The sequence below is a fragment of the Streptomyces scabichelini genome (assembly GCF_011045015.1).
Lineage (GTDB): Bacteria > Actinomycetota > Actinomycetes > Streptomycetales > Streptomycetaceae > Streptomyces > Streptomyces scabichelini.
Genome location: NZ_JAAKZY010000089.1, coordinates 1 through 22221, shown reverse-complemented (window position 1 = coordinate 22221; position 22221 = coordinate 1). Strand labels below are relative to the sequence as shown.

Sequence of the window (22221 nt, the reverse complement as noted above, 5' to 3'; positions counted from 1 at the left end):
ACCGTCGTCGCGCGCGGGCGCCGCGCTTTCTCCCGGGGGTGTCAGGTGACGGGCACGGGCAGAACCGCCAGCGGCACGTGGTGCTGACCGGAGTGGACGTCACGGTCACGCAGCGACGCCTGGCTGACGGGACGCGGGAATGAGATCTTGACGACGTTCAGCGACGGGATGCGGAACATCTGCACATCGGCCTCGTCGAGTCCGTAGAGCCGGGCGACCGTGCCCTCGTTGAGGAACGTCTCGTCGGCGGCGATGCGGTAGCCGTCCGCGTCACGCATGAACAGCTCCATGGTGACCCAGAACGGCCCGGCGTTCTTGGACCGGACCTCGTACGCCAGGTCGCCCAGGGTGGTGGGGGCGGTCTCAGCCATGGTGGGAGGCCTCCTCGAACTCGGTGCGGAACATGTCGGTGGGGGTGAGGGTGTCGACGACGTGGTTGAGCACGAACTCGTACGCCGGACCGCGCTCGACCTCGGCCGGTGAGGTGGCGAACGCCAGGCTCGGCAGGTAGTCCATGTCGGCCGTCGGCAGGTGAAGCATCAAGGGGTTGGCGATCTTCGCGACGGCGGTGGCGATGCTCTGGTCCGGTGCGTTGACGAGGAGCATGACTCCCACCTCGCGAGGCGGACCCACTGCCGGATCCAGATCCCCGAGGATGGCGTTGTGCCCGTAGAGGCGCAGGTCGAAGGCGTACTTGTCGTCGCCGAGGCCGATCGTCTGCTCCACCCGCTGCCTGATCATCGTGCGCATGAGATCGGCCCAGTCGTCGATGTTCGCAAGGATGTGCGGATCCCGGATCGCGCTGAACGACATCGTCTCGTAGCCGGTGATCCGGGCGCCTTCGAGCTTGATGGTGTGCTGGTCGGCGACATGGAACCGCGAACCCTCGACCCGCACGGTGCGGTCGTCCAGGGCGGTGTAGACGGCCTCACGGACGTCCAGGGTGCCGTCCGGCTCGCGCATCTGGAACGGGTCCACCGTCTCGTAGAGCATGTGGGCGGCGACCAGGATCGGTGTGCAGGCGGCGGTCGGATCGAGCGGCTCGATGGTGAAGCCGTCGGCGTCGATGGTGGCCAGCACCCCGCCCGCGCGCGGATTGCTGGTGCACTGCCCGCCACACTCGATGATCTTGGCAGCGTGCCAGGTCGGCCCGGCCGGCATCCCCTTCATCAGCGGATGGGCGGCGGCGATGGCGGTATCCGTGGCGCGGCCGGCGAGCACGACCTGCGCACCGGCCTCGAGCGCGGCGACGATCGGCTCGTGCCCCATCGCGCCCACGATGTGTGCGCAGCTCTGCAACGTCTTCGGCTCCAGTTCACCCAGCGGAGGCAGGGCATGGATCCGGCCCTCGTCCAGGCACTTCAGGAGCGCGCCGGTCGCCTGCTCGCTGTAGATGCGCGCCACCCGCAGCCGGAGTCCCTCGGCCGCCAGGACGTCGGCGACGATGCCGGCGACCCAGTCGACACCGGAGTCGGTTCCGCTGGTGCCGCACGAACCCACGATCAGTGGGATACCGGCGCCTGCCGCCGCCTTCAGCAGGACCCGCAGGTCACGGGCGACCGCGGCACGGGTGGTCTTGGGCTGTGACGCGCCGAGATAGTAGGGACCGGAGTCGGTGCTGCCCCCGTCGACGGAGATGACATCAGCGCCGAGCGCCAGACCTCGCTCGATCGTGGCCTCGGGAAAGCCGGCTCCGAGCATGCCGGTCGGTGCCAGCACCTTGACCCGGTCAACTCGTTCGTTTTCCATGTTCCTCTTTCTTGTCGGTGCCGGGCACGTGGCGAGCGGGTGTCACCCGTCGACCCGGGCAGTGGGGGCGTGGGGCAGCAGGTGGGCGTTCACCGCGAACCGGGGGCGGCCCGCGAGGGCGGCCACCACCTCGGCCGCACCCTCGAGGCCGGCGGCCGCACGGGCTTCGGCGGTCTGGCCCGCGAGGTGGGAGAAGACGACGATTCCCTCGACGTCCCGCAGCGGGCTGTCGGCCGGGAGCGGCTCCTCGCTGACCACGTCGAGGGCCGCCGCGGCGATCTCGCCGGTGCGCACGGCGTCGGCAAGGGCCTGTTCGTCGACGACGGCCCCCCGCGCGGTGTTGACCAGCACCGCCGTCGGCTTCATCCGCCGGAAGGCGGAAGCGTCCAGGAGACCGCGTGTGCGGTCCGTCAGCGCGGTGTGCACCGATACGTAGTCGGATGCCGCCAGCAGCTCGGGGAGCGCGACGAACCGCACCGACGGGTCCGACCGTTCGTCCTCCGGCACACCGGTCGTGCAGAGCACCTCCATGCCGAAGGCCCGCGCCAGCGGCACCACGGCGCGCGCTGCCGCCCCGTATCCGATCAGGCCGAGCGTCGACCCACGCAACTCGTGACCGTCCTCCCTCGGCCACCGGCCGGCAGCGACGCCCACCGCGCTCTGCACCAGTCGCCGCGCGGCGGCCAGCAGCAGACCGAGGGTGTACTCGGCCACGGCGTTCGCGTTGATTCCCGGCAGGTTGCTCACCGTGATGCCGAGCTTGCCCGCGGCGACGATGTCGATCGAGTCGTAGCCGACGCCGGTGCGCACGATGGCTCGCAGGCGGGGAACTTCGGAGAGGACCTGGGCGGTCAGGGGATCATGGCCGACGAGCGCCGCGTCGATCCCGTCGAGGGCGGCGACGAGTTGCTCGGGACCGCGTCGGCCGACCAGTGGGGCGTGTACCGTCGTGTGGCCGTGCGCCCGGAGATAGTGATCGACCTCGTCGTCGGGCCGTAGGTAGTCCGTGGTGATCAGAATGCGGGGCACGGTTCCTCGTCTCTGGCTGCGTCCGGCGCCGGCCTCACGCCGCGGGGATTGGCTGGTTACTTGGCGAGGGTCAGGGTGGTGCGCCGCTGAAGCACACCGATCCTGGCTACGACGATGACCGACAACGAGGTGACTACGGCGATGTCGATGAGCATCAGGGGCCATCCGGTGATGTCGACCATGCCGCCGACCACCGCCGGGCCCAGGAAGCCGCCGCCGGCCCAGCCGACGGTGTACATACCGGCGTAGGTCCCGAAGACCCGTGCCGAGGGTGCGAGGTTCCACAGGACGACCACCGCGTTGACCAGGAAGCAGGTCGCGCCGGCCGCCGCGAGGCACAGGGCCACGGTGGCCCCCATCGGGGTCTGGATGAGCGTGCCCAGCACCATGGCGCCGGCGAAGACAGACATGCCCACGACCATGACCCGAAGCCGTCCGTAACGCTCGGCGAGCACGGCTGCCGGGTAGGCCGCCAGGATGAAGGCGATACCGCTGGGCAGGGTGAGACCGCCGGCGGCTCCCCGTGACATGTCCAGGGCTTCCATCCCGTACGGCGTTATCAGCGACCGGGACGCGGCCCATGCACTGCCGAAGAGGAGAATTGCGAGGAGCAGCAGGAACCGGCTGCGATCAGTGTCCTTGAGGATCTCGATGAAGGTGTCCCGGACCCGTGGCTCGGTGCGCTCGGCACTGTGCTCCTCATCGCTCTCGGCCACCGCTGCCTGGTAGGCCGGGGACCGGTTGTCGCGCACGGTGGCCGCCAGCACCCCGACCGAGATCAGCATGATGATCGCGGGGATCGCGAACGCGAGGCTCAGATGGTTGTCGACCAGGAAGATGCTGATGAGCGCCGCGACGATGGCCGTGATACTTGAGGCGATCTTGACTGCGGCGTTGGCCCGGCTTCGTCGCTCGGGTGCGATGAAGTCCGGTACGAGCGCCTCGGCGATCGGCTTGAAGGTGTTGGCGACGAGCGCGTACGAGAACAGCACCACGATCAACAGCGGCAAGGACGCCGCGCTGTGCGGGATGAGGATGAACAGCGCGGCGGCGATCGGCATCCCGACCACCAGGTAAGGCATCCGCCGGCCCCAGGAGGTCCTCGTCCGGTCGGACCGGTTACCGATCCACGGCTGGATGAAGATGCCGAGCAGGTTGTCCATGCCCATCAGCAGACCCACGACGGCCGCGCTGGTGAGGTGCTCCCGCAGGAGCGGCGGAACCTGAGATTCGTAGAAGTTCCAGGTCGACTCCTGTGCGAAGACCGCGAGAGCGACCAGGAACGTGATGCGCCGGGTACGTGTGCGCTGCCCTGCTGACACCGTCGTCATAAGGGTCGTCCCTTCGCGCCGCCACCATATCGGGCAGCTGCTGGATAGGTTGTCGGTGTTGGCGTGGGGGTGAGAGACAGTTCTCCCGCGGCACGGCCGGGGGCCGCTTCCTCGATGTCGAGCGGGCCCGCGGCGTGCGAACCAGGTGCATCCTGCGTGAGCGGCGTCGGTCCGTTTCTCGCCGCGGGTGAGGCAGCCAGTCCTCAGAGAGGTCGCCAAGCGTCCCCCGCCTTCGGCGGCTGCTCGACGCTGCCCTCTTCGGGGACGACCAGGGAGACCGGGTTCAGGCTCGGTCGACCTCGACCACGAGGGTCAGGTCGTCGGTGACCCGGATCCGGCAGTCCGGCCCGAAGGAGCAGGACGATTCGCGTTCCTCGAAGATCGCCGGACCTGCCAGCTCGGTTCCCGGCGTGAGCTCGTAGCGGTTCCATACGGTGGCTTCAAGCAGCCCGTGTCCCGGAAAGTAGACCGACCGGACACCGCGGCTTGCCTCACCTCTTCGCGCATGGCCGCCCTCCGCCGACAACTCATGACCGGGCAGTTGCATGGAAAGCCGCCAGTTCACGACTTCCACGGCTCCGTCGAGGGAACGACCGAACACGGCGCGGTACGTGGAGTCGAAGGCGGTCCGGATGCGTCCGAGACCGGTTGGGCCAAGGTCCTGCTCGGGCACGCTGACCTCGATCTCGAAGCCCTGGCCGAGGTAACGCATGTCGGCCGAGCGGCGGACCCGTACGAGCTGCGGGTCTCCCGGCTGGAGTGTTTCGGTGGCGCGGGACGTCATCTCGTCGTACAGCGCGGCGACCTGGTCCCAGTCGACGTCGGCGAGGGGCGACGGCAGGCTGCGGACCTCGTCGACCGTGGGAGCGGCGGCAAGGAGCCCGCAGGCGGACATCACTCCAGCCCGCATCGGCACGATCACTCGGGGCATCTTCAGCGACTTCGCCAGCCCGTAGGCATGGGCGGGTCCGGCTCCGCCGAAGGCCAGCAGCGCGAAGTCGGCGGGGTCCTTGCCCTGCTCGGACAGGTGCATGCGGGCGGCGGCGGCCATGCTTTCGGTGACCACCTCGACAATCCCGGCGGCAGCGTCAGCGGTGTCGAGTCCCAGGGGACCCGCCACCTCACGGGTCAGCGCCTTGTGGGCCTCGCGCGTGCGCAGCCTCATCTCGCCGCCGAGGAAGTTCTCCGCGTCGAGACAGCCGAGCAGGAGGTCGGCGTCCGTCACGGTGGGTCGCTCGCCGCCACGCCCGTAGGCGACGGGTCCGGGAACGGAACCAGCGCTGCGGGGGCCTACTTTGAGCAGTCCGAGTGCGTCGGGTGCCGCGATCGAGCCGCCTCCCGAACCGATCTCGATCATGTCGACGACGGTCAGGCGCACCGGCAGCCCCGAGCCGGGCTTGAACTTGTCGACCCGCCCCGCCTCGAAGTCGTGCGTGAGCCTGGGCCTGCCCCCCTGGACGACAGCGATCTTCGCCGTCGTACCGCCCATGTCGAAGGAGACGACGTCCTGCTCCCCCAGCGTCCGGGCGACGGCGGCAGCGGCGATGGCACCGGCCGCGGGGCCCGACTCGAGCAGCCGTACGGGGAACCGCTTGGCGTCCTCAAGGGTCGTGACACCACCGCCGGAGAGCATGATGCGAAGGGGCGCGTCGATCCCCATGGCGGTCAGGTCGTCACGCAGGTCGTCGAGGTAGCGCGACATCAGGGGCTGCACATACGCGTTCAGGCAGGCGGTGCCGGCCCGCTCGTACTCGCCGATGACCGGGGCCACGGCGCTGGAGAGCGTGACGGGGAGGCCGGGGTGGGCCCGCGCTACCAGGTCCCGCACCCGGTGCTCGTGCCCGGCGTCGCGGTAGGAGTGCATCAGGGCCACGGCCAGTGCCTCGACGCCCTGGTCCACCAGATCCCGCACAGCCGCGAGGACGGCACGCTTCTCGAGCGGTTGCAGTTCACTGCCGTCCGCGGCGATCCTCCCGGGTACCCCGCGGCGCAGATGGCGCGGCACCAGCGGCTGGGCAGGGCGGGCGAGCAGGTCGGTGGTGTCGAACCTCGTCTCCCGTCCCATTTCGAGGGAGTCGCTGAACCCGCTGGTGGTCAGCAGACCGACGACCGCTCCGGTGCGTTCCAGCAGGGTGTTCGTCACCAACGTGGTGCCGTGCACGATGCCCGCGACGTCTCCGGGGGCCGTGGACGTCTCCTCCAGCAGGCGGGCGATCCCCGCGGTGATGGCCTCGTTGGGAGCGTGGGGCGTGGTGGGCAGCTTCCCGGGCCAGATCAGTCCCCGCCGCGGGTCGTGCAGCAGCAGATCGGTGAACGTTCCGCCGACGTCGACGCCGATCCTGACCGTGCGGCTCATCGGCCCACCTCCTCACGTGCGCTGCCGCCCGCCGTCCGGGCTGTGCGCGGGTTGTGCTGACTGGCTGGGACGGTGTAGCCGGCGATCGCGTCGGCGATCAGGAGTTCGGGCTCGCGCTCCTCGGGGCGGCCGAACCCGCCGCCGCCGGCGAAGGAGATGACCACCGATGAGCCGGGGGCCAGCTGCGAGATCGACTTCAGTGGGACGCGCTCGCCGGAGTCCAGGACGACCTGTGCGGTGGCGCCGGGTTCACCGCCGGCCAGTCCGAGCGCCGGATGCCGCTCGCGGTCTCCGAGCAGCACCATCTGCACCGGTCGGCTCGTCGGGTTGCGGACCTCGATGTCCTGGCCCAGTCCTCCGCGGCGTCGGCCCCGTCCGCCCGATCCGGCACGCAGCTCCTTGCGGAGGAAGTGCAGCGGAGACGCGGCCTCCAGGGCCTCGATGCTGCCGCCGCCGGAGTTGGTCGGGAAGGCGGTGGTGGACAGCCCGTCCGACTCCTTGGACGCGCCCATGCCCGCGTTGGCGAAGAGCATGAGGCTGAAGGGCCGGCCGGAGTCGTCGACCCCCGCGAAGCGGACCCGCAGGGCGGGGGCACCGCCGCTGTCGGCGATGACACGGTCGGGCAGCACCGGAGCCAGTGCCTGGTACACCGCGCAGGACAGGAGGTGGCCGGTGAGGTGTCGTGCCACGACGGGCGCGGGAAATCTCGGGTTGACGATCGTGCCCTCCGGCGCGGAGACCTGGATGGAGCGGTAGGAGCCCCAGTTGGTCCGCGTGGACGGATCCAGCAGGATCTTCAGCGGATACATGGAGTAGGCGCGGGTGTAGTTCAGCGTCGAGTTCGTCGCGAAGGGCACTTGGGGGGAGCTGCCGGTGTAGTCGATCTCGACCTCCTCGCCGCGAACGGTCACCGCGCACTCGATGTACGTGGGGTGGCCTTCGACGCCGTCCGCGTCCAGGGCGGCTCGGTAGACGCCGTCGGGCAGGTCGCGGACGCCCGCCCGCATCGCGGCGTCGGTCACCGCGTGGACCTGGTCCGCGAACGCCTCGAAGTCCGGCTCACGGAAGTCGGTGAGGAACTCCTGGGCGCGTCGGCGGCACACGGCGTGTGCCGCGGCCTGCGCCTCCAGGTCACCCCACACCTGGTCCGCCAGTCGTACGTTCGCCAGCAGCAGGTCCTTGACCCCCTGCTCGACCCGTCCGGCCCGGAACAGGCGCAGCGGAGGAATCAGGATGCCCTCGCAGAGCAGCTCGGTCGCGCTCATCGAGGGGGTGCCACCGATGTCCGGTGAGTGCGCCACGGTGCCCGCGAACGCGACGAGCCGTCCTCGGTGGAAAACCGGGGAGATCATGGCGATGTCAGGCAGGTGCCCCGTGGCGATCCACGGGTCGTTCGTGACGACACTGTCGCCGTCCTGCCACTCGTCCGCCGGGAACCGTTCGAGGACCAGCGCGGCCAGCGAACTCATCAGAGCGGCGAAGGCGGGGATGCCGGCCCGTGACTCGGCCATCGTGCGGCCCGCGCGGTCCATCAGGACGACGGTGTAGTCGTTCGACTCCCGGATGATCGTGGAGAAGGCCGTGCGCAGCATGGTGGAGGCCGCCTCGTCGGTGGCGGCGGCAAGCCGGTCCCAGCGCACTTCGAGGCCGACCGGGTCGGACACAGGTCTGATCATGACGCCGCGACCCCCTCTTCGACCGCGCGGCCGGCCGAGTCGCCGGCCGCCGCTCCCCCGCCGTGGCCGACGAGTGACCTCCCGGCGATCCGGGCCGCGATGGCCTTGCCCAGCCCCACCGTGGTCCCCGTGCCCCCGAGGTCGGGGGTGACCACATCGGGCTGCTCGCCCAGAACGCCCTCGATCGCGGCCACGACGTGCGCGGCCGCCTCGTGCTCGCCGAGGTGGGTGAGCATCATGGCGCCGCTCCAGATCTGGCCGACAGGGTTGGCGACACCGAGACCGGCGATGTCCGGCGCCGACCCGTGCACCGGCTCGAAGAGGCTGGGGAAGGAGCGGTCGGGGTTGATGTTGGCGCTGGGGGCGATGCCTATCGTTCCGGTGCAGGCCGGGCCGAGGTCGGAGAGGATGTCGCCGAACAGGTTGCTGGCGACGACCACGTCGTACCGGTCGGGCTGGAGGACGAACTTCGCGGTCAGGATGTCGATGTGGTCCTTGTCGGCGGTCACGTCGGGGTACCGGGCGGCCATCTCGGTCGCGCGTTCGTCCCAGTAGGGCATGGAGATCGAGATGCCGTTGCTCTTCGTCGCCCAGGTCAGGTGCTTGCTCGGGCGGGAGGAGGCGAGTTCGAAGGCATAGCGCAGGACACGGTCGACGCCGGTGCGTGTCATGACCGTCTCCTGGACCACCGTCTCGCGATCGGTGCCCTCGAAGATCCGGCCGCCGATGCTGGAGTACTCGCCCTCGGTGTTCTCCCGCACGACATAGAAGTCGATGTCGCCCGGCTGGTAGTCACGCAGCGGACTGCGCACACCGCGCAGCAGCCGGACGGGGCGCAGATTGACGTACTGGTCGAAGCCCCGCCGCATCTGGAGCAGGCTGCCCCACAACGAGACATGGTCCGGGACCACCTCCGGCCATCCGACCGCACCGAAGAAGATCGCGTCGAACTCACCGAGTACGTCCCGCCAGTTCTCGGGCAGCATCGTGCCGTGGTTCAGCCAGTAGTCGGCGCTGGCGAAGTCGAACTCGGTGACGTCGAGTTCGAACCCGTGCACCTCGGCAGCGGCCCGCAGGCACCTCAGACCCTCCGGGACGACCTCGCGGCCGATCCCGTCGCCCGGAATCGCTGCGATGCGATAACTCTGCGGCACGAATTCACTCCCAGTTCACGGATCGATGCGCAAGTCCGGTGGCGAGCACTCTGTCCAGAGGCGTTCCGCTCACGGCGCGACTGGGTCCCACCTTGGCCAGCGGGGACACCCGTTACAAGCCCGTAACCGGCAAGGTACGTTTTCCCCTATGGAAAGCTCTCGGCGCTCTGGTCACCCCTGGTCCAAGAGCCGTTCAGCCGTGGACGACCTGCAGTTCTTCCACGTCGTCGCGTCGAGCGAGACCCTGACGGCCGCGTCGCGAGAACTCGGTTGCTCCCTGCCCGTCGTCAGCAAACGTCTCAGCGCGCTGGAGCGCCGCCTGGACGTCCGGCTCGTCCAGCGCGGCGCACGCCGACTCGTGCTGACGTCGGAAGGCGAGCTGTACGCGGCGCGCGTCGAGGCGATCCTCGACCAGGTACGAGAGCTGGAGGACACGATCACCGACACGGCCGCGGGGGTGCGCGGATCCCTGGTCGTCGAGGCCACGCTCGGTCTCGGCCGCGCCCACATCGCGCCGCTGCTCGGCGAGTTCGCCGCGGCCCACCCGGAACTGCACGTCCGGATGCAGACATCCGCGCTTCCGCTACGGCCCCACCAGCGTGAGTTCGACGTGGCCGTCCACGTCGGGATGCCGCCCGACTCCTCGCTGCGCATGCGGCGGCTGGCCAAGAACCGGCGCGTGCCCTGCGCGGCGCCGTCCTACCTCGGCGAGCAGGGCACTCCGGCCAGCATCGAGGACCTGGCCCACCACAACTGCATCGTGCTGCGGGAGAACGAGAGCGATTTCGCACTGTGGCGCTTCGGGGACGCGGACCGTCCCCGGCATGTGCGGGTGCACGGCACCCTGTCCAGCAATGACGGCGACGTGGTGACCGGCTGGGCCCTGGAGGGCCGAGGCGTGATCATGCGCTCGGAGTGGCACATCAGGCCGCATCTGGACCGTGGCGAGCTCGTCCGGGTACTGCCGCACCTGTCGACACCGGCCGCCGACATCTATGCCCTCCTGGAGGAGGACGGGCATGTCCCGCGACGTGTCAGCGCACTCATCGACTACCTCGCCGCGCGGCTCCCGCTGCGCCTGGAACATGCCAAGGACCGGTCCGCGGTCACGCGGAGCGCCGGCTAGGTCCTGTCTGGTGACCGGCGTACCTGACGGTGCCGGAGTCGAACCGTCAAAAAACCCTCAAGTTCCCCGTGAGGCGGTCGTCAAATCCACTGCGAAGGATGTGGCGAGTCGTCTTCCGAACAGTGAGGGAATCATTGATGGCTACGCTCTTGTACCGACTGGGCGCGTTGGGTGCTCGCCGGTGGCCAAGGATGTTGATCGGGTGGCTCCTCGCCCTCGGTGCGGTGGTCGGTCTGGGGGTTTCCTTCGCCGGCTCCTTCACGGACAGCAGCTCGATTCCCGGCTCACCGGCCCAGACGGCCCTGACCAGGATGGAACGGCACTTCCCCGAGCCGGATGTCCAGTCGGCGCAGATCGCGTTCCAGGCGCCGACCGGCCGCAAGGTGACCGACGCGGATCTGCGTAACTCCCTGGAGGCCACGCTGGAGGCCACGGGCCGGGTCTCCGGGGTGAGCGAGGTCAGTGACCCGTCCGAGAACGGCACCGTCTCCGAGGACGGACGCACCGCGGTGGCCGAGGTCACCTTCACCACCAAGGAGGAGGACGACGTGCCGCCCGGCACGTTGGACGCGGTGAAGGCCGCGGGCAACGAGGCCCAGCAGGCGGGGCTGAGGACCATCTACGGCGGTGAGCCGTATGAGTCCTCGCATCCGCCCGTGGGACCCAGTGAGCTGATCGGACTGGGCGTGGCCCTGGTCATCCTGGTGATCACCTTCGGGTCGCTGCTCGCGGCGGGGCTGCCGCTGATCACCGCGGTCCTCGGGATCGTCGGCGCGATGGCCGCGATGATCGGTCTGGCCACGGCGTTCGACGTCTCCGACAACGCGCCCACCCTGGCGATCATGCTGGGGCTCGCCGTCGGCATCGACTACGCCCTGTTCGTCGTCTCCCGCCACCGCGCCCAGCTCGGCACCGGTATGCCGGTGCGGGAGTCCATCGCCACGGCCACCGCCACCGCGGGCAGCGCCGTGATCTTCGCCGGAGCCACGGTCCTCATCGCGCTGTCCGGTCTGGCGGTGGCCGGTGTGCCGATGCTGACCTCCATGGGTCTGGCGTCCGCCGCAGCGGTCGCGGTCGCCGTCATCACGGCGGTGACCCTGCTGCCGGCGCTGATGGGAATGGCCGGCCACCGGCTCACGCCCAAGGCACCCCGGTCCGCGGCCCGGCGCCGCAGGTTCCTGCCCATGGGCCGTAAGCGCGCCATGCGGCAGGCGGCGCACAGCGGCCGGACTGCCACGATGGGTGTGCGCTGGACCCAGGGCGTCCTGCGCCACCCCGTACGCAACCTGATCCTGGGCACGGTCGCGCTGATCGCCCTGGCCGTTCCCGGCATGGAGCTGAAGCTGGCACTCACCGACGAGGGTTCCAGTGCCACGAGCAACTCCAGCCGCCGGGCCTACGACGTGATCAGTGACGCCTTCGGTCCCGGCGCCAACGGTCCCCTCGTCGTGCTCGTCGAGAACAACGACCCGGCCACCGTCAGCTCCACGGCCGCCGCCGTCGATGACGAGCTGCGAGGGGTCCGGGGCGTCGCGGACGTCAGCGGTGTCGACATGGCCGAGGACGAGACGGCCGCACGGATCCAGATCATCCCCGAGACCGGCCCGCGGTCCGAGGAGACCAGCGACCTCGTCTCCCGGCTGCGCACCCAGGTGCAGCCGTTGGCACAGTCCAGCGGCTCTTATGTCGCCGTCACCGGTATGACCGCGGTCAGCATCGACGTCTCCGACAAGCTCAGCGGCGCACTCGTGCCCTTCGTGATTGTCGTCGTCGGCCTCTCGCTGCTCCTGCTGATGATCGCGTTCCGGTCGATCGCCATCCCGGTCAAGGCGACCATCGGGTTCCTGCTGTCCGTGGGTGCCGCCTTCGGAGCCACCGTCGCGGTCTTCCAGTGGGGATGGCTGGCCGGCCCGCTGGGCGTGCCCAGCGAGGGTCCGGTGGCCAGCTTCGTGCCCATCATCGTGATGTCCGTGCTCTTCGGACTGGCCATGGACTACGAGGTGTTCCTCGTCTCCGCCATGCGCGAGGACTACAACCGCCACCGCGACGCCCGCACGGCCATCCTCAACGGAGCCCGCAACGCCGCCCGTGTGGTGACTTCTGCCGCGCTCATCATGATCTCGGTGTTCGTCAGTTTTCTGTTCTCCCGCGACGCCGATATCATGCCGATCTCATTCGCCCTGGCCTTCGGAGTCATGGTCGACGCCTTCCTGGTCCGTATGACCCTCGTGCCGGCGACCCTGGCCCTCCTCGGGGACCGGGCCTGGTGGCTGCCGCGACGCCTTGACCGCGTGCTGCCCCATCTCGACGTCGAGGGCGAGAACTTCCACACTCCCGAACCGGCGGCCCCGCACGCCCCCGTCAAGGAATCCACCCCGGTAAGCCTGTGACGAAACCATGATCAGCAGAGCCGCTACCGGGGCACCCACCCAGTCCGCTGCACCGGCGGCAACGGCAGACATCGGGCGGCCGCTGCCGCTACCAGGAGCACATATGAACGCCGCCAACACTCCGGCTACCGCCGACCGCGTCCTCGTCATCGACGACGACCCCGGCATCAGGCGCCTGCTGATCTCGGCACTCCAGTTCGCCGGGTTCGAAGTCGACGCGGCGGGCGACCTGACCGAAGCCCTCGACCAGGTCGCCCGCCGCCCCCCGGACGTCATCGTCCTCGACGTGATGCTCCCCGGCGCCGACGGCTTCGAGATCCTCCAACTGCTGCGCGCCCGCGCCATCGACGTACCCGTTCTCTTCCTCACCGCCCGCGACGCCGTCGAAGACCGGGTCCGAGGACTACGCCTGGGCGGCGACGACTACGTCACCAAACCCTTCAGCGTCGTGGAAGTCGGCGCCCGCTTGCAGGCACTGTTGCGCCGAGCTCGCAGCGGAACTTCCGCCGCCGAGGAGACCCTCCTGCGGTGTGGCGACCTCACCCTCGACGACCCCCGCCACGAAGTCCGCCGAGCAGGCCAGCTCATCGAACTCTCCCCCACCGAATACCGTCTGCTGCACTACCTGCTGAGCCACCAGGGTCAGGTCCTCTCCCGCGCCCAGATTCTCGAGGCCGTGTGGCAGTACAACTTCGGCGGGGACTCCGTAGTCGTCGAGCGTTTCATCTCCAACCTCCGACGCAAGATCGACCATGGCCGTACGCCGCTGCTGCGCACTGTCCGCGGCGTCGGCTACACCCTCCGAGAGCAGGACGACACGTGAGACTCCGCGGCCGTCTTCCCTGGGCCTCCTCCAGCGTCCGCCTGCGCCTGCTCGCCGGCCTGGCCGTTCTCCTGGTCGTCGGCCTGGTCACCAGCGCCGTCATCAGCGCCCTTCTCCTGGAAGACTTCCTGGACAAGCGAAACCAGGACACCCTCAAGGCCAACGCCGCGCGTTTGGCGCGGGTCATCGGCCAGGGACCGCAGACCGCCAATGCCGACCAACTCGGCGCACTTCTCGGTTCACCCCTGGGCACCGTGGCCGTCGACGAGGACAACAGCGTCCTGCTGAGCACCGGCTCCGCGTCCCGGGCCGCCGACAAGGTGGCCGCGCTCAGCGCGACGGCACCGACGGGACGTGTGGTCACCCTGGAGGGCGGCGACCTCAGCGCCATACGCATCCCCAGTCCCGGCCTGATCATCGACCGCGGGCCCGCCGAAGGCACCGTGACACCGGCGACCGTCATCCTCACCATCGACACCTCCGTCGACGACGCCACCACCGACGCGCTCATCAGACGGCAACTGGCTTTGATCGGCGGCGCGTTGCTGGTGCTGCTGGGGCTGTCCGTCATCGTTCTGCGCCTGGGTATGCGCCCGCTCGCCCGCATGGCCCGCAGCGCCGACGCCATCGCCGAGGGCTCCCTGACCGAGCGGCTGCCCACCCATCGCAACGGCAGCGAAGCCGATTTGCTGGCCAAGGCGGTCAACCGGGCGTTCGACGCCCAGGCCCGCGCGGAGGCGACCGTTCGCTCGCTGGCCGCCGACACCTCCCACGAACTGCGCACTCCCCTGTCCACCATCTCCGGATGGCTGGATCTCCACCGCCAAGGCGGCCTTTCCGGTCCGGGCCTGGAGACCGCGCTCGACCACATCGAGAACGAAGTGGGGCGGATGCGCCTGCTGGTGGAGGATCTCGCGCTGCTCGCCCGCCTGGACGCCGGCCGACCCGTCGAGCAGGACGACGTGGACCTCACCGTCCTGGCCGCCGGCGTCATCGAGGACGCCCAGATCATCTACCCCCAACGCGACATCGCCATGGCACCCGCACTGCCCGCACCCGTCGTCGGCGATGCCGCCCGTCTGCAACAGGTCCTGCGCAATCTCGTCGGCAACGCCGTCCAGCACACCCCGGCTCAGACCTCCGTGCGCGTCGAGGTCAACCTCAGCCGTGAGACCGTACAGCTGAGTGTCATCGACAACGGCCCTGGAATCTCCCCTGAAGACCTGCCCCGCGTCTTCGAGCGGTTCTGGCGCGCCGAGGCCAGTCGCAGCCGCGCGTATGGCGGTTCCGGTCTCGGCCTGGCCATCGTGGAGGCCATCGTCCACGCCCACCACGGACAGGTGGACGTGTACTCGGACGTGGGAGTCGGAACCACCGTCACCATCCGGCTCCCGCGCGGCCATCGCCCGTGATGACCCACGCACGGCACCTGACCGGCTGACCCGCACCAGCCCCGCGCTCCCACGCCTGCCGTCCCACGGTCAGCACATGCCTGTGCGCGACCCCACCACCGGCCCACCGGACCCACCGCAGCACTGCACCACAACCGATGAGTGCCGGGGTCTCACCACACCGATCGCAGCCCTACCGATATCCGGAGGATGTCGTGCACGACACACAGACACCCATGGGGAATCGTCCCCCGTCCGTCGCGGGTCTCTTCCTGGAGCGCGTGGCGGTCACCCCGGACGCCGAGGCCTACCGCTACCCGGCACCACCGTCCTCCGCCGAGGGCCCGGCCGACTGGAAGTCGCTCAGCTGGGCGCAAGCCGCCGAGCGGGTGTACAACATCGCGGCCGGCCTGATCGAGCTGGGGGTGCGGCCCGAGGAACGGGTGGCGCTGGCGTCCTCGACCCGGATCGAGTGGATCCTCGCCGACCTCGGCATCATGTGCGCGGGCGCGGCGACCACCACCGTCTACCCGCAGACCAACGCCGACGAGTCGGCGTACATCCTGTCGGACTCCGGCAGCCGGGTGCTCATCGCGGAGAGCGCCGAGCAACTGGCCAAGGCGGTCGAAAAGCGCGCCGAGCTGCCCGAACTCAGCCATGTCGTGGTCATCGATCCGGACGCCACCACCACAACCGGCGAGGAGTGGGTCCTCTCTCTGGCCGAACTGGAAGCTCGGGGCAGGGCGCGCCTGGAGAAGGACCCGGAACTGATCAAGGAGCGGGTCTCCGCCATCACCAAGGACCAGCTCGCCACCCTCATCTACACCTCCGGCACCACCGGCCGCCCCAAGGGCGTACGGCTGCCGCACGACAACTGGTCGTACATGGCCAAGGCCACCGCCGCCACAGGGCTGCTCCGCGCCACCGACGTGGAGTACATGTGGCTGCCGCTCTCGCACGTCTTCGGCAAGGCGCTGACCTCCACCCACATCGAGGTCGGGCATGTCATCGCCGTCGACGGCCGCGCCGACAGGATCACCGAAAACCTTCCGGTGGTCCGGCCGACGTACATGGCGGCCGTGCCGCGCATCTTCGAGAAGGTCCACAACGGGGTCGCGGCGAATGCCCGTGCGGGCGGCGGCGCCAAGTTCAGGATCTTCCAGTGGGCCGCGGCGGTCGCCCGCGAGTACGCCAAGGTCAGCCAGGACAACTTCCGGAGCTCCGGCGCGGCCTCCGTCTCGTTGGGCCTGTCCGCCAAGCACGCGGTCGCCGACAGGCTCGTCTACGCCAAGCTCCGCCAGGCCCTCGGAGGGCAGCTGCGTATCTGCGTCTCCGGTTCGGCGTCCCTCGCCCCGGAGATCGGCTACTTCTTCTCCGGCGCGGGCATCCACATCCTGGAGGGCTACGGCCTCACCGAGTCCTCCGCCGCCGCCTTCGTCAACCCCGACGACGCCTACCGCACCGGCACGGTCGGCAAGCCGCTGCCCGGCACCGAGGTCCGTATTGCCTACGACGGCGAGATCCTCCTGCGCGGCCCCGGCATCATGCAGGGCTACCACGCGCTGCCCGAGAAGACCGCCGAGGTCCTGGAGCCCGACGGCTGGTTCCACACCGGCGACATAGGCGAACTCTCGAACGACGGCTATCTGCGCATCACCGACCGCAAGAAGGACCTCATCAAGACGTCCGGCGGCAAATACATCGCCCCCGCCGAGGTCGAGGGGCAGTTCAAGGCGGTCTGCCCGTACGTCTCCAACATCCTCGTCCACGGCGCCGACCGGAACTTCTGCACCGCCCTGATCGCGCTCGACGAGCCGTCGATCCTCCAGTGGGCCCGGGAGAACGGCCTGGAGGGGATGTCGTACGAGGAGGTCGTCGCGGCGCCCGCCACGGTCGAGCTGATCGACGGGTACGTGCGGCAACTCAACGCCGGGCTTCAGCGGTGGCAGACCATCAAGAAGTTCCGACTGCTGCCCCGCGACCTGGATGTGGACCGTGGCGAGATCACCCCGAGCCTGAAACTGAAGCGGTCGGTGGTCGAACGCGAATACCAGAACCTCATCGACGAGATGTACCAGGGCACACGCGAGGCGTAGGACTGGCACGCGCCTCTGGACAGGAGCCTGATGCGGTCTCGCAGCCGAACTGCCGCTGCGAGACCGCATCAGGCTTGGCCGGGGGCGCAACACGACTCCTCGTTCCCCGAGTTGCCGGCCGCGCGGGGCTACGAGGCTGCTTGCAGCCGGGCGGCGATGAAACTGGTGGGTGTCATGCCCGGCACGATGAGCCCGCTCTCATAGGCGAAGGCGATCAGGTGCCCGCGCCGGCGGATTCCCAGCTTGCTGAGCATGTGCGTGATGTGGGTCTTCACGGTGAGGGGACTGAGACCTAGGTCGCGGGCGATGGAGGCACTGTCCTGACCGCTCGACAGCATGGTGAGGATCTCGCGTTCTCGGAGGGAGAGATCCCGGGTGAGTGCGGGCGTGACCCGTGCTTGCGTCTTGTTGACAGCCGGGGCCGTCCCCAGGGCGACGACAAGCCCGCCCCGGCACACGGTTTCCAGGGCGGCGATGAGCTGGGAGGCGCTGACATCCGCGGCGAGAACGCCCGTGGCGCCGGCACGCACCTGGGCATCGACCTCCTGATCACTGGGAGCGCCGAAGACAACGGTCCTCGCCACGGCACAGATCTCGGTGATCAGGGCAGTGAAGCCGTCCAGTTCCCCGGTGTGGATGGAGCGGTCGAGCACGACGACGTCCGCATCGACGCCGGCATCGAGCAGGTCTCTGAGATCCTTGCTGTCTCTGAGATCCTTGCTGTGCGCGGCGGTGCCAGCCGCCCTCAGGGTGTCGCTCGCATCGATCACCTTGGTCAGCGCGGCCCGCACCAGGGACGGCCCGCCTGCGACAATTACCTTGTTCACGGGTCCTTCTTCTCGGCTCAGCCCTGACTGGTTTCCGGGATGACCTGACCCATCATTCACACGGCACTTGACGGTCGGCCCGCAGTGAACCTGAGCGTTCCTTGACGGTTGCCTGGTGACGGCCGGCCACAGGGTCCGGTCGGAATTCACCCACCCGCAACTGGTTGACAATTCTGCTGTAGCAAATACGGTACTGCCCATGGCACAACTTCCGCAGCTCACGATCTCCGCGACCCTGGGTGACCAGGCGTACACGGCGATCCGTGAGGCGATCGTCTCGGGCGTCCTCGAACGGGGTCAGAAGGTGACCGAGCGAGGGCTGGCCGAGTCTCTCGACATCAGCGCGACACCGGTACGTGAGGCGTTGCGCCGTCTGGAGCAGGACCGACTGGTGGAGCGAACCGGCCCACGTTCGGTGCGCATCGCGAAGTACGCGAAGGAGGAGCTGCGGGAGTTCTCCATGATCGGGGACTCGCTTCGCGCACTGGCCGCACGTCTGGCCGCGGAGAAGTCGACCGCGGAGCAGAGACGGCAGATGCATGCCGTCCTCGACCAGGCCGACCGCCTGCGCGGCCAGACGGTCGAACTCACTCCCGGCAGTGACGAAGAGCGGAAGCTGATCGAGGAGATCCTGCACTGCATGCGGCAGTTCCACAGCCTGGTGGACCAGGCCAGCGGGAACGCGACATTGCTGCAGATGCTGCACATGGTCGACGCCTTCGGCGCGGACGAACGACGCAACAGCGTCCTGTCCGAGGTCAGCGACGAACGGCGCACCGCCGTGGATGCGCGCTATCACCAGCACCGTGCCATCTACGACGCCATCGCCGCCGGAAACGGCAGGCGCGCGGAAGAGCTGATGAACGCGCACAGTCAGGCGTCGAGCTCCTCCCTGCTCACGGCGCGTTTCTCGCACTGAGAGTCGCCGAAGTGGTCGTCCTCTCTCGCTAGCGCTATAGCAAATAGCTAAGTTCGGAGAGGTATCCGCGCATACCGCACCGCCTGCCAGCAGGCGGGTCGGTCGGCAGCGCAAGGTACGTGCTATGGCATATGGCAAAGGAGCCGCCATGCCCAACATCGCATCTCAGCCCGAGCCGCTTGAGGAAACCCCCCTGGACGCCCCAGCCGAGGGAAGACCCGCCACCCCACGGCGGATGAGCGCCACGACGGTCCTGTGGGTGACCCTGGCCGTCTTCGCCCAGGAATCGGTGTGGAACTTCTACGACGCCCAGGTCCCCTCCGAGCTGCGTCAGTACATCGTCTCCGCCGGCCTCGTCGGGTTGATCATGGGCATGGACAATGTCCTCGGGGTCCTGATCCAGCCCTGGATGGGATTCCTGTCCGACCGTCGCGCACGCGAGGGCAAGGGCCGATGGGCGATCATCCTGACCGGAGCCGCCCTGGCCTCGGTGCCCTTCGCCCTGATCCCCTGGACGCACAGTCTGCCCTTGCTCATGCTGTGCGTCGTCGGCTTCGCGGCCATGGCCAACGCGTTCAAGGGCATCACGGAGACCCTGGTCTCCGACTACGTCGCCCCCTCCCACCGGGGCAAGGCCCAGGGCTTCGTGAAGGCCGGCGTCAGTCTCACGATCGTCGTCTCGTCCCTGATCAGCCTGCTCGTCGTCGACCGCAGCATCACTCTGGCGTTCGCCATCCCGCCCGTCCTCATGCTGCTGCTGCTCACCACGTCCTGGTTCTTCCTGGGCCGCCGGCACCACACCGCCACGCTGTGGCACACCGGTCAGCCTTCCGCCACCGAGACGCACCCCGTCGCGGAACCACCATCCGCCGACTTCGCCTCACCCTGGGCCGTCATCAAGGACATGGTGCGCGACCCGTCCCGCGCCCGGGCCCTGCTCATGCTCGGCATCTTCTGCTTCGCCGGCATGTGGTCCGCCCTGCGCGCGCTGCTGACCCCGTACGGCACCGAGGCACTGAGCCTGTCCCGCGGCTCAGCTGGTGGGCTCGCGCTCCCCGGCGCCGTCGCCTTCCTGGTCTGCGTCGTCCCCCTCGCCTACGCCTCGTCCCGGCTGGGTCAGGTGCGCGCCATGCGCTACGGCGTCGGCGTGTTCATCGTCGGCCTGCTCATCGGCTTCTGTGTCCCCACGGTTCCCGGCACGGTCATCTCCATGGTGATCGCTTCCGTGGGCTACGCGGCCTTCGCCGTCAACGCCCTCGTCGCGTTGTGGAACCTCGCTCCCAGCAGACACGTCCTGGGCACCTACACCGGCCTGTACACCGTCGCCTCGTCCACCGGTGCGGCACTCGGCCCCGCCCTGCTCGGCCTCACCGTCGACGCGACCGGATGGCGCTTCATGCTCCTGAACGGCGCGGTGTTCGCCACGGTCACCCTCGCCGTCTTCACCCGCCTGGCCCGCCGTATCGCTCCTTCCACGCACTGAACAGCCACCCCTCACCCCTCACGAAGGACACAGACCCCCATGGAGTTGCGCATCCTCGCTCCCACCGGAGCACTCGGCGCCGGCTTCGACGCCGCCGCCTTCCAACGCGGCGTCGAAGCCCGCCCGCACGTCATCGCGTGTGACGCCGGATCGACCGACTCCGGGCCGGCCGCACTCGGCTCGGGAAGCCCCAAGCTCTCAGACCAGGCCGTCTCCCGCGACCTGCGCCTGCTGCTCACCGCCCGCGACGAGTTGGGTGTGCCGCTGGTCATCGGATCCTGCGGCACCAGCGGCCGTGACATGGGAGTCGACCGCGTGGCCGCCCTCGTTCGCGACATCGCCGCGGCGGAGAACCTGCACTTCAAACTCGCGCTGATCTACTCCGACCAGCCGATCGAACGTCTCCAGCACCTCTACGACACCGGCCGTCTCCAGCCGCTGCCGCACGCCCCCGAGATCGACCGGGAGCTGTTCACTCGCAGTCACACAGTCGCCATGATGGGTGTCGAGCCCATCCAGGAGGCTCTGGGGGCCGGCTGCGACGTCATCCTGGCCGGACGCGCCAGCGACACCGCGCTCTTCGCCGCACTCCCCCGCATGCTCGGCGCCGACCCCGGCCTGACCTGGCACATGGCCAAGACCATCGAATGCGGCGCCGCCTGCGCCATACCCCCCTCCGCCAACGGCCTGCTCGTGCACCTGCGGGACGACCACTTCGATGTCACCACGCTCGCCGAAGGCAGCCGCCTCACCCCCCGGTCCGTAGCCGCCCACACGCTGTACGAGAACGCCGACCCGTATCGCGTCACGGAGCCGTCGGGCACCCTCGACACCAGCGACGCCACTTACGAGGCGGTCGACGAACGCACCGTCCGGGCGCGCGGAGCGCGCTTCGTCCCCGCGGACGGCTACAGCAACAAACTCGAAGGAGCCGAACTCGTCGGCTACCAGACCGTCATCGTCGGAGGAGTGCGCGACCAGGTGGTCATCCGGCGCCTGCCCGACCTGCTCCCCTTCGCCAAGAAGTACTTCGCGGACAAGATCCTCGACGTGTTCGGCGGCGGCGTGGACCCCGACGACGTCGACATCGACTTCCGCCTCTACGGCGACGGGGCCGTACTGGCCACTGCAGAACCGGAATCGCTGCGCCCCCGCGAACTCGGCGTCCTCATCACGGTGACGGCACCCGACCAGGCAACCGCCCACGCGGTCGCCACCTTCGTCGCGCATGCCAGCAGCCACCTGCCCATACCGGAATACGACGGGCTGGTCTCCACCCTCGCCTACCCGTACTCCCCGCCCGAGATGGACCGCGGCCCCCTCTACCGGTTCACCCTCAACCACGTCGTCACGGGCGTCAGTCCCACGGAACTGTTCCGCACCACCACCGAGGAGCTGTGAACCCATGACCACTCTGCTCGACTACTGCTCCCTGGTGCGCTCCAAGAACGCCGGCCCCTTCACCCTCACCTTCGACTTCATGTGCCACGACCAGGCCGCCTATGACGCCCTCGTCGCCAGCGGCTTCCTCAACAGGGAACTCTTCGCCGACCTCTACGGCGCCGACCCCGCCGACATCCTGCTCGTCAACCACCCGCTGGCTCTTGCCGTGAAGGTTTCCCTCCCACGCCCGACAGTCCAGGGCGACCTGCACGACAGCGACTGCTACGCGGGCCAGCAGTACGCCCCCCTGATGGATCTCGCCGTGAGCGACGTGGACAAGGAGCACCAGGCATGACCGCCGAACGCCCCCTGGCTCCCTGGCTCCCTGGGACCTGCCCGCCGGGCACCCTGGGATCACCTTCCTCACCGGCCGCACCGCCTTCTTCGCCCTCGCCCGCGACCCCCGCTTCTCCTACTGCCTCTACGTC

17 protein-coding genes are annotated in these 22221 nt (G+C 69.2%); 9 read left to right on the top strand and 8 right to left on the bottom strand.

From position 1 onward, the window contains the following. Positions 1-41: 41 nt before the first annotated feature. The 7 genes from G5C60_RS26065 to G5C60_RS26035 form a co-directional block, all read right to left on the bottom strand. Positions 42-371: a DUF4387 domain-containing protein gene (locus G5C60_RS26065; protein WP_165263352.1), complete on the bottom strand. Its 330-nt coding sequence runs from the start codon at positions 369-371 to the stop codon at positions 42-44. After that, positions 364-1749 (bottom strand): acyclic terpene utilization AtuA family protein, encoded by a 1386-nt coding sequence (locus G5C60_RS26060; RefSeq protein WP_165263351.1) that lies wholly within the window; start codon positions 1747-1749, stop codon positions 364-366. The genes G5C60_RS26065 and G5C60_RS26060 overlap by 8 nt, the downstream gene beginning before the upstream one ends. Before the next feature lie 42 nt (positions 1750-1791). Continuing rightward, a complete protein-coding gene (locus tag G5C60_RS26055; RefSeq protein WP_165263350.1) occupies positions 1792-2778 on the bottom strand; it encodes an NAD(P)-dependent oxidoreductase in 987 nt (328 codons plus the stop codon). A gap of 56 nt (positions 2779-2834) precedes the next feature. Continuing rightward, complete coding sequence (locus G5C60_RS26050) at positions 2835-4109, bottom strand: MFS transporter (protein WP_165263349.1); 1275 nt, start codon at positions 4107-4109, stop codon at positions 2835-2837. 283 nt (positions 4110-4392) lie between these two features. Further along, on the bottom strand, positions 4393-6465 hold the full coding sequence (locus tag G5C60_RS26045; RefSeq protein ID WP_165263348.1) for a hydantoinase/oxoprolinase family protein: 2073 nt from the start codon (positions 6463-6465) through the stop codon (positions 4393-4395). Next, complete coding sequence (locus G5C60_RS26040; protein ID WP_165263347.1) at positions 6462-8141, bottom strand: hydantoinase B/oxoprolinase family protein; 1680 nt, start codon at positions 8139-8141, stop codon at positions 6462-6464. The genes G5C60_RS26045 and G5C60_RS26040 overlap by 4 nt, the downstream gene beginning before the upstream one ends. After that, a complete protein-coding gene (locus G5C60_RS26035; RefSeq protein ID WP_165263346.1) occupies positions 8138-9295 on the bottom strand; it encodes a tartrate dehydrogenase in 1158 nt (385 codons plus the stop codon). The genes G5C60_RS26040 and G5C60_RS26035 overlap by 4 nt, the downstream gene beginning before the upstream one ends. Positions 9296-9494: 199 nt before the next feature. Between G5C60_RS26035 and G5C60_RS26030 the strand changes: the two genes are divergently transcribed. The 5 genes from G5C60_RS26030 (at position 9495) to G5C60_RS26010 (ending at position 17121) form a co-directional block, all read left to right on the top strand. Next, a complete protein-coding gene (locus tag G5C60_RS26030) occupies positions 9495-10421 on the top strand; it encodes a LysR family transcriptional regulator (RefSeq protein ID WP_338145923.1) in 927 nt (308 codons plus the stop codon). 191 nt (positions 10422-10612) lie between these two features. Further along, positions 10613-12811, top strand: coding sequence for an MMPL family transporter (locus tag G5C60_RS26025; protein WP_165263344.1), 2199 nt, complete (start codon positions 10613-10615; stop codon positions 12809-12811). 103 nt (positions 12812-12914) lie between these two features. Next, on the top strand, positions 12915-13634 hold the full coding sequence (locus G5C60_RS26020; protein WP_165263343.1) for a response regulator transcription factor: 720 nt from the start codon (positions 12915-12917) through the stop codon (positions 13632-13634). Then, positions 13631-15046, top strand: a complete 1416-nt coding sequence (locus G5C60_RS53730; RefSeq protein WP_165263342.1) for an ATP-binding protein — start codon at positions 13631-13633, stop codon at positions 15044-15046. The genes G5C60_RS26020 and G5C60_RS53730 overlap by 4 nt, the downstream gene beginning before the upstream one ends. 194 nt (positions 15047-15240) lie before the next feature. After that, positions 15241-17121 carry an AMP-binding protein gene (locus tag G5C60_RS26010; protein WP_165263341.1) on the top strand — a complete coding sequence of 627 codons (1881 nt, stop codon included), beginning with the start codon at positions 15241-15243 and terminating at the stop codon, positions 17119-17121. 128 nt (positions 17122-17249) lie between these two features. Here the strand turns inward: G5C60_RS26010 and G5C60_RS53250 are convergent, their stop codons facing one another. Next, a complete protein-coding gene (locus G5C60_RS53250; RefSeq protein WP_165263340.1) occupies positions 17250-17912 on the bottom strand; it encodes a LuxR C-terminal-related transcriptional regulator in 663 nt (220 codons plus the stop codon). Between the two features lie 235 nt (positions 17913-18147). Between G5C60_RS53250 and G5C60_RS26000 the strand changes: the two genes are divergently transcribed. From G5C60_RS26000 to G5C60_RS25985, 4 genes are all read left to right on the top strand, one after another. Continuing rightward, entirely contained in the window at positions 18148-18867 is a 720-nt protein-coding gene (locus G5C60_RS26000) for a GntR family transcriptional regulator (RefSeq protein ID WP_165263339.1), read from the top strand. A 148-nt stretch (positions 18868-19015) separates the two neighbouring features. After that, the gene (locus tag G5C60_RS25995; RefSeq protein ID WP_241267068.1) at positions 19016-20350 is read left to right on the top strand and encodes an MFS transporter; all 1335 of its coding nucleotides are present in this window, start codon (positions 19016-19018) and stop codon (positions 20348-20350) included. Between the two features lie 39 nt (positions 20351-20389). Beyond that, complete coding sequence (locus G5C60_RS25990) at positions 20390-21751, top strand: acyclic terpene utilization AtuA family protein (RefSeq protein ID WP_165263337.1); 1362 nt, start codon at positions 20390-20392, stop codon at positions 21749-21751. Positions 21752-21755: 4 nt separating this feature from the next. Next, the gene (locus G5C60_RS25985; protein ID WP_165263336.1) at positions 21756-22088 is read left to right on the top strand and encodes a DUF4387 domain-containing protein; all 333 of its coding nucleotides are present in this window, start codon (positions 21756-21758) and stop codon (positions 22086-22088) included. The last annotated feature ends 133 nt before the right edge of the window (positions 22089-22221 follow it).